The following is a 13,343-nucleotide window of genomic DNA, read 5'->3' as shown; positions in this document are numbered from 1 at the left end:
TGGGGAAGTGGGGAAGTGGGGAAGTGGGGAAGTGGGGAAGTGGGGAAGTGGGGAAGTGGGGAAGTGGGGAAGTGGGGAAGTGGGGAAGTGGGGAAGTGGGGAAGTGGGGAAGTGGGGAAGTGGGGAAGCTGTCTCATCACCCTATCACCCCAAAACCCTATCATCCTATCTCCTCCTGCCTCGGGGCCTCCTGAATCAATCCGTCAAATCGATTAAAAAGTTAAGTAATCTCAACTTCTAGCCAATGGCACCCCAGAGCTAGGAGATAATTAAGCCATCGTCATTTGGGCTGCGTTTATCCGTGAAAATTATCGTTATCGGCAGTGGTGGTCGAGAACACGCTCTAGCTTGGAAACTACTGCAATCGCCTCAAGTAGAACAAGTGTTCTGTATTCCAGGGAATGGGGGAACGGCAATTTTACCTCAATGTGAAAATATACCCATAGCAATGGAGGATTTTGCCGAAATTAGCCGCTTTGCCCAGGAAAATCGCGTCGATTTGGTGGTTGTCGGGCCAGAATATCCCCTCTCCCTCGGCATTACCGATCATCTTCTCGGCCAAGAAATTGCCGTTTTTGGCCCCACACAAACCGGGGCCTTAATTGAATCGAGCAAATCCTGGGCCAAAGAATTAATGAGCGAAGCAGGAGTTATCACCGCCGCCTCGGAAACCTTTACCGATGCAGAATTAGCAAAAACTTATATCCGAGAGCAAGGAGCGCCAATTGTGGTGAAAGCCGACGGATTAGCCGCAGGAAAAGGGGTAATTGTCGCCGAAACCCTAGATACAGCCCTAGAAGCGATCGATGATCTTTTTACCAGTGGCTTTACTAAAGTCGTGGTGGAAGAATTCCTAGAGGGAGAAGAAGTGTCTATCCTCACCCTCACCGATGGGATCAGCTTTCGTTCCCTGCTACCCGCCCAAGATCACAAGCGCATCGGTGAAGGCGATACCGGCAAAAATACCGGCGGTATGGGAGTTTATGCCCCCGCACCCATAGCCACCGCCGCCATTATCGAAGCGGTGGACCGAGACATCCTTGCCCCCATCGTCGCCACCCTACAAAAACGCGGCATTGACTATCGAGGAGTCCTCTACGCGGGTTTAATGATTTCCCCCGCCGGAGAGCCAAAAGTTCTTGAATTTAACTGTCGTTTTGGCGATCCCGAAACCCAAGCGGTTTTACCCCTACTGGAAACTCCCCTGGCACCGCTGCTGCTGGCTTGCGCTCAACAAAAATTAACTGATTTCCCTTCTTTACAATGGCGCTCCGGTAGTGCCGTTTGTGTGGTGGCCGCGTCTGCCGGTTATCCCGACCACTACGAAAAAGGCCAGTTAATCACGGGAATTAAGGCCGCTGAAACCGCGGGAGCGATCGTTTTCCACGCTGGCACGGTTTTAAAACACGGCGATATCTTCACCGATGGCGGCCGGGTTTTGGGTGTCACGGCTATGGGGTCGAATTTTAATCAGGCGATCGAACTTGCCTATCAATCGGTGAACAGGATACACTTTCAGGGCATCTATTATCGTCGTGATATCGGCCACCGGGTACGGGAAAAATAAGGGTCAGTATTGAGGCTGGGGTAAGGGGGAATAGTTATGGGTTTTGAGGATTAATTTAGCAGCCAATTGCCCCTTTTTTCGGCATCTCTCACCGCTAATCCTCACCTCTTTCTAGGGTAATCCCTGACAAAAGCGCATCTGACTGGTCAAAAAACCAGTAACTATTGATAAAATCATGAAACTGAATCGCCCAACCAAATTGCCATCCCTATGCGAATTTTGCTCTATTCTTATAACTATTATCCCGAACCGATCGGCATCGCTCCCCTGATGACAGAATTGGCGGAGGGATTGGTTAAAAGAGGTCATCAAGTCAGGGTTTTGACGGCTTTTCCTTGGTATCCTAATAGTGAAATCGATCCCGAATACCGAGGAAAAATCTATCTGGAAGAAGAACGCAACGGTGTTAAAATTCAACGTTCCTACGTTTGGGCGCGCCCCCAAAGAAGTTTAAAAAATCGAATTTTCTTTGAATTGAGCTTTGTTTTTTTGAGTTTCTTTCAGGCTCTCAAAGGCGAAAAACCCGATCTAATTTTCTTAACCGTCCCCGGATTACCCGTTTGCGTTCCCGCCGCTTTATTGAGTAAATTATATGGAGTACCGATTATTCTAAATTTACAGGATATTCTGCCCGATGCGGCAGTTCATGTGGGATTATTAACTAATCAGAAAATGATTAAGGTTTTTAGCAGTCTCGAAAAATTTGCCTACAAAACTGCCAGCAAAATCTCAGTTATTGCCGATGGTTTTACCAAAAATCTCCTCACTAAAAATGTGCCGAGTCAGAAAATTATTGAAATTCCTAATTGGGTCGATGTCAGCTTTATTAAACCTCTGCCGAAAAACCATAATTATTTTCGCCAAGAAAATAATCTTGAGGGCAAGTTTGTTGTTTTATATTCTGGCAATATTGCCCTAACTCAACCCTTAGAAACTTTGATTGATGCCGCAGTTCACTTAGTTAATATTCCTGAGATTAAAGTGGTAATTGTTGGTAAAAAAGAGGCACTCGATCGCCTAGAAAAGTATCGCCAACAACAGGGGGCCAGTAATGTGCTTTTATTACCCTTTCAACCCCGGGAAAAATTACCAGAAATGTTAGCCGCTGCTGATGTGGGTATGGTGATGCAAAAACATAACGTTATTTCCTTTAATATGCCGTCCAAAATTCAGGTATTATTAGCTAGTGGCCGTGCTATTATTGCTTCTGTTCCCGCCGATGGAACCGCTGCTAGGGCGATCGAGCGTAGTGGTGGTGGTTTGGTGGTTACTCCTGAAGATCCGGAGGCATTAGCTACGGCTATTTTAAAGCTATACAAAAACCCAGATTTAGCAACTATACTAGGAGAAAAAGGACGACAATACGCAGAAGAAAATTATGCTTTTGAAAAGACTTTGGATCAATACGAAAATCTTTTTTCTCAAGTAGTTAGTTAATAATTAGGGAATAGGGAAATGGGGGGATAGGGTAATTTCAACTAAAACCCTAAAACTCTAAAACCCTAAAACCCCAACATCTATCACCCAATCCCCATCACCCCATCAGCTAACCTCTAACTCCCACTTAACTATTTTCATGTTCGATAATTTCTCAAAAAAACTCCCCTGGCAAAGTCTCAAACAAGCGATCGCTTTTGTCTTAACAATTATTGCCTTAACTCCAGTGGTTACAGCTTTAATTTCCAGTGTTAATCAGCCTCAAATCCAATCTAATATTCAACTATATCAAACCAATCTCAATCTACAAGTCACGACTCTAAGCAGCGATGCTGATCCTAATAGCGAGGAATTTGCTAATCTTAAATTAATTCAAACTTCCCTGATCGGTGAAGAACCCTACAGCACCGCCGAGGAACAGTATTTATCCGCCCAGAAAAGTGCCAAAAAAACAATCACCGAACTAAAAAAATCAGCAGTTAATCCCGAACAAAAAAAATCCCTTGAGCGGGAAATCAATTCCCTAAAGGATTTAGAACTGAAATTAAGTCTCATTCAAGCTAGTCAAGGTGACTTGGATTCAGCACGGCAAATCTGGCAAGACATCAAGGAAAAATCAGCATTTGAGAACTATAAACCTGCTATTTTACGAAATGCGCTGCTGTTAGAGGGATTGTACAGTGAACCCCCCGAAATTGCTGCCGATGCTGAAGCGAGAATCGATCGCAATTTTCAAGGATGGTTTCGTTATACCATTCTGGAAAAATTATATAGTCTCGAAAATCGTCAAGAGGATTTACTCGCTTTAGAGGAAGAACAGAGTGAAGTGGCGGCTAATGCGTTAATTAAACTAATTTTAGTGGCTTTGTTGCCTCTTATCGGCGGTTTAATCGGTTTTGTGCTGTTGATCTTTTTATTAGTGCAGTGGCTTCTCCGTCAACAGCGAGCGCTGCTCTTTTTAGATGATAGTCTCGCTTGGCAAACTAAGTGGGGAGGAGAAACCCTCTGGTGGGGAATAATTATCGGTTTCTTTTTCGTCGGACAAATTGTTTTACCAGTAATTTTCGGGATTTTATCGAGTTTCTTGAGTCTCAATCCCGAAAAATTTAACCTAGAAGCTAAAGCAATATACGTTGTAGTTAGTTATTTAGCCTTAACAGTGAGCAGTTTATCGGTTTTATACCTAGCAATCAAGCCTTTTCGCCCTTTACCTCCCGATTGGTTTCGTTTTAAACTCTTTAGTCCTTGGCTCCTCTGGGGATTAGCCGGCTATTTCGTCGCTTTACCCCTCGTTATTATCGTTTCTTTGCTCAATCAACTAATTTGGCAAGGACAAGGAGGCAGTAACCCGCTGCTGACTTTAGCCCTAGAATCCCAGAATACCTTCGCTTTGCTCTGTTTTGGCTTTACTGCTTCCCTTGCCGCTCCTTTTTTCGAGGAAATTGTCTTTCGCGGCTTTTTACTAGCTTCTTTGACTCGTTATCTGCCTGTTTGGGGTGCGATTGCGCTTAGTAGTTTGATTTTTGCTCTTGCTCACCAAAATTTGTCAGAAGTGCTGCCTTTAACCGTACTAGGTTGTGTTCTTGGCTTTGTTTACACCCGCTCGAAAAATTTATTATCCTCGATGTTGGTTCATAGTCTCTGGAATGGTGGCACCCTGTTAAGTTTATTTTTATTGGGCAGCGGTGCGGGTTAGGTGAGGCAAAAAGTCTCTTAGTCTAGAGATAAGTAATCGTCCCCTGTCAACCCTTGCACTTAATTAGATAACCACATCGTTGCTCACCTTGATTGATCCAGTGAGTCCGTTCGATCGTACAATCGGGAAGCAGTAGCGCAAACATTTCTAATTCATGGCCACAGATACTGGGATAGGAACCAGCCACCTCCGCAATAGCGCAATGATGCTCGGCTAGGACATAACTATTTTCTGCTTCCAGTGCCACTAATTCTGCCATGTAACCCTCCTCTTGGCGAATTTCCAGCAATTTTCTCATTCTTTCCCCTAAAGACCCCTTGCCGAGGCGCAATTGATATTCTGCCGCTTTGCGTTGCCACTGTTTTTTGAGAATTTCCCCCACCTGTTGCTCTCCCACCGTCTCCACGAGAGTATTGAGGAAAGAAACAGCGAAATTATCGTAATTATGGGGAAAACGGCCACGACCTTGACGACTGAGGCGATAAATGTGCTGGGGTCGTCCTATCTTATTTTGTACCGCAAAATATTCGATCAGTCCTTCCCCCTCCAAATCCTTAAGATGGCGGCGCGTCGCTTGCGGACTAATACTTAACTCCTCAGCCAAGTCTTGGGCGGTAGATTGACCGTTTTTGAGCAAATATTGCAGAATATCGTCTTTCGTCGAGGCGGGTTGAGTCGTGGTCATGATACCAAAAACAGAGGCTTTAGCGTACAATTGCTGAGGGTCAAGGAGCGGCCAATTACCCCTACAGAGTAACCTGAATAACAGAGGTTTATCAGCATCCTCTCAAATTTTCCCTGACTTTGACAACAGCTTTGTTGTTAATCTATTATATAATCAATTTAAACAACTTTCTTGTTGTTTAACTGCCTCCCGCGTAGAGAGAACACTAACCCCCATGAGTGCAACCACCGTTAAAAACCTCGTTAACCAACCCTACAAGTACGGTTTCATCACCGATATCGAATCGGAAACCATCCCTCGCGGTTTGAATGAGGAGATTATTCGCCTAATTTCGGCGAAAAAGAAGGAACCGGAATTCATGCTCGATTTTCGTCTCCGGGCCTACCATCAATGGCAAAAGATGACCGAACCCAGTTGGCCGCACGTTTCCTATCCTGCCATTGATTATCAAAATATTATCTACTACTCTGCACCTAAACAGAAAAAAGAAAAACTCAACAGTCTTGAAGAAGTTGACCCCACTTTAATCGAAACCTTTGAAAAATTAGGCATTCCCCTTTCTGAACAAAAACGCCTTTCTAACGTCGCCGTCGATGCTATCTTTGACAGCGTTTCTATCGCCACAACTTTTAAAGAAAAACTAGCAGAACAGGGGGTTATTTTCTGTTCTATTTCGGAAGCTTTACAGGAACATCCCGACTTAGTGCAGAAATATCTCGGCAGTGTGGTTCCCGTGGGTGATAATTATTTTGCCGCCCTTAATTCTGCCGTTTTTAGCGATGGTTCCTTTGTTTTTATCCCCAAAGGTGTCGTCTGTCCGATGGAATTGTCCACCTATTTTCGGATTAATAACGGTGAGACAGGACAATTTGAAAGAACTTTAATTGTCGCTGAAGAAGGGGCATCGGTAAGTTATTTAGAAGGTTGCACCGCTCCGATGTACGATAGTAATCAACTTCATGCCGCCGTCGTGGAATTAGTCGCCCTCGATAATGCGGATATTAAATATTCGACGGTGCAAAATTGGTACGCTGGCGATGCCAATGGGAAGGGAGGTATTTATAATTTCGTCACTAAAAGGGGTCTGTGTAAAGGAGTTAATTCTAAAATTTCTTGGACGCAGGTGGAAACCGGTTCAGCGATTACTTGGAAGTATCCCAGTTGTGTCTTAGTTGGCGATAATTCCGTCGGGGAATTCTACTCAATTGCCCTAACTAATAACAAACAACAGGCCGATACAGGTACGAAAATGATTCACATTGGCCGCAACACCAAAAGTACGATTATTTCTAAGGGAATTTCTGCGGGTAATTCCCAAAATAGTTATCGCGGGTTAGTGAAAATGGGACCGAAAGCCAAGGGAGCAAGAAATTACTCCCAGTGTGATTCTATGCTGATTGGAGATAATGCCGAAGCTAACACTTTTCCCTATATTCAGGTGGATAACAACAGTGCTAAAGTAGAACACGAAGCTTCCACTTCTAAAATCGGTGAAGACCAATTATTCTACTTCGCACAACGGGGTATTTCCGAGGAAGATGCTGTCTCTATGTTAGTCAGTGGTTTCTGTAAGGATGTCCTCAGTAAATTACCGATGGAATTCGCCGCCGAAGCTGATAAACTCCTCAGTCTCAAGCTAGAAGGAACCGTCGGATAACCGGTAAAGTAGGGTGGGTTAGGCGATAGCCGTAACCCACCAAAAGCTAAGTTAGGTGATAGCCGTAACCCACCAAAAGCTAAGTTAGGCGATAGCCGTAACCCACCAAAAGCTAAGACAATTTATCCATCAATTGATGATTCGCCGTCAACCCCAAAAACTAATATTTTTGTTCTAGAAAAACATCCCATGAGTGAAGTAATTTTATCGGTAAAAAATCTGACTGCTAGTATTGATGGAAACCAGATTCTTAAAGGAGTTAACCTCGAAATTAAAGCAGGGGAAACCCACGCAATTATGGGACGCAATGGCTCAGGAAAAAGCACCTTTTCCAAAGTAATCGCCGGACATCCCGATTATGAATTAACTGGGGGAGAAATAATTTATAAAGGCGAAAACCTTTTAGATAAGGAACCCGATGAACGAGCGCTTATGGGTATCTTTCTCGCTTTCCAATATCCCCTCGAAATCCCCGGCGTTAGTAACCTAGATTTTCTTCGCGTTGCCTATAATGCCCGACAAAAATATTTAGGCTTGGAAGAATTAGATAGTTTTGACTTTGAGGAATTAGTCGAGAAAAAACTAGAAGTTGTCCAGATGAACCCTAGCTTTCTTGGCAGAAGTTTAAACGAAGGTTTCTCCGGTGGTGAGAAAAAACGTAATGAAATCCTCCAAATGGCTTTATTAGAACCCACTTTAGGAATTCTCGATGAAATTGACTCCGGTTTAGACATCGATGCTTTGCGAATTGTTGCCCAGGGAGTCAATCAATTAGCTACCCCCGATAACGCTTTTTTACTTATCACTCACTACCAGCGTCTGCTCAACTACATTGAACCCGATGTTATTCATGTTATGTACGATGGGCGCATTGTCACCAGTGGCGGTAAAGAATTAGCTCTCGAATTAGAAAGAACTGGCTACGATTTCCTTGACGAACAAGTATTAGCCGTTAAGTAATCTAGCTATCAGTTATCAGTTATCAGTTACCAGTTATCAGTTATCAGTTATCAGTTATCAGTTATCAGTTATCAGTTATCAGTTATCAGTTATCAGTTATCAGTTACCAGTTACCAGTTATCAGTTATCAGTTATCAGTTATCAGTTATCAGTTATCAGGAGATGGCTTTTATTTATTCTTCCTAAACCCTACACCCCACTACCCCACTACCCCACTACCCCACTACCCCACTACCCCACTACCCCACTACCCCACTACCCCACTACCCTACACCCCACACCCCACACCCCACATCCCCTCCTACCAATGACAGCCATAATCACGAAACCTGAACAATCAGGAGAATTATTGTTAAAATTGTCTCGCGAAACGGTTCCCACCATCGATAACGGTAAAATTCTCGAATTAAGAGAATCGGGAGCCAGTAAAGCTCAGGAATTAGCCATTCCGGGCAAAAAAGACGAAGAATGGCAATTCACCGATTTAAGTCAACTCTGGGCGATCGATTTTCGCGCCCCCCAAACCGTTACAATCGATAAAAATGCCCTAGCTGTTTTTTTACTGCCCGAAGCCAAAAACAGCCGTTTAGTCTTCGTTAACGGCATTTATCAGCCTGAATTGTCCGATATCTCCGCTTTACCCCCCGGTGTCAGCGTCAGCAATCTTGCCAATGCACAAAAAGATGTTCTTGTCAACTATCTAGGGAAAGAAAAAACCCCCGAATTTTTTACCGCACTCAACCAAGCTGGTTTAAGCGATGTCGCAGTAATTCACGTCACCGCTAACACCGTCGTCACAACTCCCATACATCTCTTATTTATCACCGTTGTGGAGGAAATTCCCCGCTTTTATCAGCCCCATAGCCTCATCGTGGCGGAAACGGGAGCCAGTGTCAATATTATCGAGAATTACGGAGCTTTAGCCGAATATTGCTCCGATTTACCTGTAAATTACTCTTATTTTACCAACGCTGTCACGGAAATTTACCTCGAAGCCAACGCCGAAGTCATCCATACCAGAGTACAACGGGAATCGGGAGATGGTTTTCACATCGGACGCACGATAATTGAACAAGGGCGCGATAGCCGTTACACTCTCAACGAGATAAATCTAGGCGCTAAACTCTACCGTCATAACCTCGATATCCTGCAAAAAGGAGAACAAACCGAGACAAATCTGCACGGATTAGCCATGATTACCGGACAACAAAACGCCGATACCCACAGCGCCATCTATCTCAACCATCCCCACGGTATCAGCAACCAACTGCATAAATGTATCGTTGATGGTAGCGCTCATGCCATCTTTAATGGTAAAGTGTTTGTTCCCAAACCTGCCCAATTAACCAACGCCTCCCAGTTAAATCGGAATTTGTTAATTTCTAACAAGGCACGAGTCAACACCAAACCGGAATTACAAATTACCGCCGATAACGTCAAATGTTCCCACGGGGCAACCATTAGCCAACTGGAAGCCGATGATTTATTCTATCTGCAAAGCCGGGGCTTAAGCGCCGACACCGCCCGCAGTTTGTTAATTGATGCTTTCTCGGCCGAGATTTTAGCTAAAATTCCTCTAGAATCCCTCCGCCAAAGATTGGGGCAATGTGTCGCCTGTCGCAGTGTGGAATAACTCTACCTGGGTGGGTGTCAACCTGCCCAAAGTACCCCTCTGACTCCTGACTAAAATGACAATTATCCAAGAAAAAACCCTCGCCCAAAAAGTCCGCGCCGATTTCCCTATCCTCCATCAAACCGTACACGATAAACCCCTTATCTATCTCGATAGTGCCGCCACTTCCCAAAAACCGATTCAAGTATTAGAAACCCTGCGAAACTATTACGAAAAAGATAACGCCAATGTGCATCGGGGGGCGCATACTTTAAGTGTCCGAGCAACGGAAGCCTACGAAGGAGCTAGAGATAAGGTGGCTAGGTTTATTAATGCCGCTTCTCGTCAGGAAATTGTCTATACTCGCAACGCCACGGAAGCGATTAATTTAGTCGCCTACAGTTGGGCGTTAAATACCCTGAAAGCAGGGGATGAAATTATTCTCTCGGTGATGGAACACCACAGTAATTTAATCCCCTGGCAAATTGTCTCCCAAAAGACGGGGGCAGTGATTAAATATGTGCCATTAACCAGCGAAGAAAGCTTTGATTTAGAACAATATAAATCTTTGTTATCTGACAAAACTAAATTAGTTGCTGTCCTTCATGTTTCTAATACATTAGGCTGTATTAATCCCGTTGCCGAAATAGTCAGCCTTGCCCATCAAGTCGGGGCGAAAGCATTAATTGATGCCTGTCAAAGTGTCCCCCATTTAGCCATTGATGTGCAGGCCATAGATTGTGATTGGTTGGTGGCTAGTGGTCATAAAATGTGCGCCCCCACCGGCATTGGATTTTTGTACGGCAAAGAGGCTATTTTAGAGGCAATGCCGCCCTTTTTTGGTGGTGGCGAAATGATTGCAGAAGTCTATTTAGACCATTTTACCTGTGCGGAACTGCCCCACAAATTTGAAGCTGGAACCCCCGCTATCGGCGAAGCGATTGCCCTCGGTGCTGCAGTAGAATATTTAATGGGTTTAGGTATGGATAATATTCATGCCTACGAAGAAGAGTTAACCGCCTATTTGTTCAAAAAATTAGGAGAAATTGAGGGTTTAAGAATTTACGGGCCATCACCTAGTTTAACGGGCCAGGGTCGGGCTAGTTTAGCCGCCTTTAATGTGGAAGGGATTCATGCTAGTGATTTAGCTACTTTATTAGACCACGAAGGAATCGCTATTCGTTCTGGTCATCACTGTACCCAACCTCTACACCGCCTTTTTGATGCTTCCGGCAGCGCGCGGGCAAGTCTATATTTTTATAATACCCGCGAAGAAATTGATAGCTTTATTGTCGCCCTACAGGAAACTATCGATTTCTTTGCCAATTGTTTTTCTTAGGGGTATCTCTAGCCCCTTTTCCTGTTCTTAAAGAGTGAAGGAAGTTACCTATTATTATCAAGGAATTTGTCCCGAAACGGGCGAGTTATTGCGCTTGCCCCGTACTCTTTTGGCTGAAAAAATCGCCCAAGATTTGATGACAACTATCACCAATCCTGAAGGTAAAATGTATGGAATTTTATTAGGAGAAAATGCCGCTGGCGAAATAGAAATTTTAAAAGCTTTTTCTGGACAGGGAGAAGCTACTGGCTGGGTTCCGTCCCTAGTGGGGAGAGAAAAAATTATGCTGGAAGAAAAGCGCGTTTTGCAACTTTTAGAAACAATTAAACAGGAAATTATCACCCTGCAATCAATCCCAGAACATAATTTATATCGACTCAATCAAGCAAATTTTGAGCGCAAAATCCAAGCTTTACAGCAACAACATCAAAACAATAAACAGGAAAGAGATAGATTAAGAAATTTAGGAGATTTAAACTCAGAAGAATTAGAAAAGTTAAATAATCTCAGTCGTCAGGAAAAAAGAGCAAGAAAGCAATTAAAACAGGAACAAAAACAAGTTTTAGAACCCTTAATTGAGAAAATAAACTTAGCCAATCAGAGAATTATTGAACTTAAGCAACAGCGTAGGAACCTCTCCAAACAGTTACAGGAATTGCTGTATCAATCCTACTGTTTAAATAACTTTTCTGGACAATCTCTCTCCTTGGCTAAATTGATGGGTAGTAATTTGTTACCGACGGGAACAGGGGAATGTTGCGCCCCAAAATTATTAAATTATGCCGCCATGAAAGGATTAAAACCCATCGCCATGGCCGAATTTTGGTGGGGAGAATCGAATCGAGATAGAAAACAGGGAGAATTTTATGGCGCTTGTCAAGAAAGATGTCAACCTCTCATGGGTTTTTTACTCTCTGGTTTACGTTCATCCCTAGAAATTATCTACGAAGATGAGGGAATAATTGCTATTAATAAACCCCCAGGATTATTATCGGTAACAGGACGTTATCAAGATAGTCAAGATGCTGTGGTTAATCGTTTTCGTCGTCAAGGGAAAAATCTCATTCCCGTTCATCGTTTAGATCGAGAAACTTCGGGTATATTATTACTAGCTAAAAGTTTAGATATTTATCGTTGTTTATCCCAACAATTTCAACGGCGAGAAGTGGAGAAAATCTATGAAGCTATATTATCAGAAATTATTGAGCGAGAATCAGGTATAATTGACCTACCTCTCTGGGGAAATCCGCAAAATCGACCCTATCAAACTGTGGATTGGCAAAGGGGAAAAGCTAGTCAAACCTATTTTAAAGTTGTCGGTAAAGAAGGCAATTATTCTCGCCTCGAATTTATTCCCTACACGGGAAGAACCCATCAAATTCGTGTTCATAGTCAACAGGGATTAGGGATAGGAATTTTAGGCGATCGCTTGTATAATGGTAAGCAGTCCGACCGTTTATACCTACACGCTAAACAATTATCTTTTCGTCATCCTCAGACCGAAACTAAAATTGACCTAATCATTCCCACCCCCTTTTGAGAGCTATAATTGCTAACGGCCAAAAACTATCTATAATATAGCAATTCCCCTAGTTGTGAGGTACAGAGTCTTAGGTTTTGAGGAGTCAGGAGTCAGGAGTCAGGAGTCAGGAGTTAAGATTTTGGTGTACCTCATGAGATTGGGAAACGCTATAACCCGATTTACTAACATGGGTACAAGGTCAGCCAGAAAATAAATAGGGTTGGCTGAATATCAGTGCAATCCTTGCTAAAAAAGGTTTTTGGCACTTTTTTGGTTAAAAAAGTGCTAGAAATAAACGTTGAGAAATCGATCCGAGGGACTCAAAACCCTTAAACTTTTTCAGCTTGTCCGAGCGGGATTACCAGTGCCATAGTTGGGATTTTCTGTCTGAATGATTCTCATCGGAAACATAGAAAAAAAAGAACTTGATTCCTTGCTCACTCTACAATTTCAGAAGTTTAATAAATCTCAGATTATGACCTTCTAAAGTATTGTAAAGTTTCAATACAAATATAGTCATATATAGTCATTCATGGTAATATGTACAGACAAAACTATCAGACTATGCAAAAAAAACAGGAATAAGTTATCGAACGGCTTGGAGGTGGTGGAAACAAGGGAATTTAACAGGTTATCAATTGCCTTCTCGTACAATTATCATAACGGATGACAACCATTCAAAACCCGACGCTGAGTTAAAAGACAACGGATAATAATGTTAGTAGCAGAAAGACACATTATCAAGAAAGGACATAGATTTTGGGCTGAGATAGATAATTTATCTTGGCAGTCTAAAAATCTCTACAACTCAGCCAATTATTTAATCCGACAAAACTTCATTTATGGTCATGGCTATTTGACCTATAAT

10 protein-coding genes are annotated in these 13,343 nt (G+C 43.1%); 9 read left to right on the top strand and 1 reads right to left on the bottom strand.

Annotated features, from left to right (window positions below; translation table 11 throughout):
• From IM515_RS16520 to IM515_RS16505, 4 genes are all read left to right on the top strand, one after another.
• Nucleotides 1-216 (top strand): hypothetical protein (locus IM515_RS16520; RefSeq protein WP_287698074.1); only part of this gene is annotated, 216 nt, incomplete at its 5' end.
• 85 nt (nt 217-301) lie between these two features.
• The gene (purD, locus tag IM515_RS16515) at nt 302-1,567 is read left to right on the top strand and encodes a phosphoribosylamine--glycine ligase (protein ID WP_287628260.1); all 1,266 of its coding nucleotides are present in this window, start codon (nt 302-304) and stop codon (nt 1,565-1,567) included.
• Nucleotides 1,568-1,777: 210 nt separating this feature from the next.
• The gene (locus IM515_RS16510; protein WP_287628259.1) at nt 1,778-3,004 is read left to right on the top strand and encodes a glycosyltransferase family 4 protein; all 1,227 of its coding nucleotides are present in this window, start codon (nt 1,778-1,780) and stop codon (nt 3,002-3,004) included.
• 139 nt (nt 3,005-3,143) lie between these two features.
• Entirely contained in the window at nt 3,144-4,700 is a 1,557-nt protein-coding gene (locus IM515_RS16505; RefSeq protein ID WP_287628258.1) for a CPBP family intramembrane glutamic endopeptidase, read from the top strand.
• 46 nt (nt 4,701-4,746) lie between these two features.
• Here IM515_RS16505 and sufR read toward each other — a convergent pair whose 3' ends face one another.
• Nucleotides 4,747-5,385 (bottom strand): iron-sulfur cluster biosynthesis transcriptional regulator SufR, encoded by a 639-nt coding sequence (gene sufR, locus IM515_RS16500; RefSeq protein WP_002789066.1) that lies wholly within the window; start codon nt 5,383-5,385, stop codon nt 4,747-4,749.
• A gap of 214 nt (nt 5,386-5,599) precedes the next feature.
• Here sufR and sufB point away from each other — a divergent pair, with 214 nt between their 5' ends.
• The 5 genes from sufB (at nt 5,600) to IM515_RS16475 (ending at nt 12,493) form a co-directional block, all read left to right on the top strand.
• Nucleotides 5,600-7,042 (top strand): Fe-S cluster assembly protein SufB, encoded by a 1,443-nt coding sequence (sufB, locus tag IM515_RS16495; RefSeq protein ID WP_002783201.1) that lies wholly within the window; start codon nt 5,600-5,602, stop codon nt 7,040-7,042.
• A gap of 189 nt (nt 7,043-7,231) precedes the next feature.
• Nucleotides 7,232-8,002, top strand: a complete 771-nt coding sequence (gene sufC, locus IM515_RS16490; RefSeq protein ID WP_287628257.1) for a Fe-S cluster assembly ATPase SufC — start codon at nt 7,232-7,234, stop codon at nt 8,000-8,002.
• A 307-nt stretch (nt 8,003-8,309) separates the two neighbouring features.
• Nucleotides 8,310-9,635, top strand: coding sequence for a Fe-S cluster assembly protein SufD (gene sufD, locus IM515_RS16485; protein ID WP_287628256.1), 1,326 nt, complete (start codon nt 8,310-8,312; stop codon nt 9,633-9,635).
• Between the two features lie 55 nt (nt 9,636-9,690).
• Nucleotides 9,691-10,953, top strand: coding sequence for a SufS family cysteine desulfurase (locus IM515_RS16480; protein WP_287628255.1), 1,263 nt, complete (start codon nt 9,691-9,693; stop codon nt 10,951-10,953).
• Between the two features lie 34 nt (nt 10,954-10,987).
• A complete protein-coding gene (locus tag IM515_RS16475; RefSeq protein ID WP_287628254.1) occupies nt 10,988-12,493 on the top strand; it encodes an RluA family pseudouridine synthase in 1,506 nt (501 codons plus the stop codon).
• The last annotated feature ends 850 nt before the right edge of the window (nt 12,494-13,343 follow it).

Origin of the sequence: Microcystis sp. M44BS1, assembly GCF_020244875.1 — a bacterium.
GTDB classification, from domain to species: domain Bacteria; phylum Cyanobacteriota; class Cyanobacteriia; order Cyanobacteriales; family Microcystaceae; genus Microcystis; species Microcystis panniformis.
Note: the sequence above shows the minus strand (reverse complement) of the source record. Positions and strands in the feature narration are given on the sequence as shown.

Excerpts from the sequence above, each read along its gene's own strand:
- sufC (WP_287628257.1), top strand. The coding sequence starts at position 7,232 with ATGAGTGAAGTAATTTTATCGGTAAAAAATCTGACTGCTAGTATTGAT.
- sufD (WP_287628256.1), top strand. The coding sequence starts at position 8,310 with ATGACAGCCATAATCACGAAACCTGAACAATCAGGAGAATTATTGTTA.
- IM515_RS16480 (WP_287628255.1), top strand. The coding sequence starts at position 9,691 with ATGACAATTATCCAAGAAAAAACCCTCGCCCAAAAAGTCCGCGCCGAT.
- IM515_RS16505 (WP_287628258.1), top strand. The coding sequence starts at position 3,144 with ATGTTCGATAATTTCTCAAAAAAACTCCCCTGGCAAAGTCTCAAACAA.
- IM515_RS16510 (WP_287628259.1), top strand. The coding sequence starts at position 1,778 with ATGCGAATTTTGCTCTATTCTTATAACTATTATCCCGAACCGATCGGC.
- sufB (WP_002783201.1), top strand. The coding sequence starts at position 5,600 with ATGAGTGCAACCACCGTTAAAAACCTCGTTAACCAACCCTACAAGTAC.
- sufR (WP_002789066.1), bottom strand. The coding sequence starts at position 5,385 with ATGACCACGACTCAACCCGCCTCGACGAAAGACGATATTCTGCAATAT.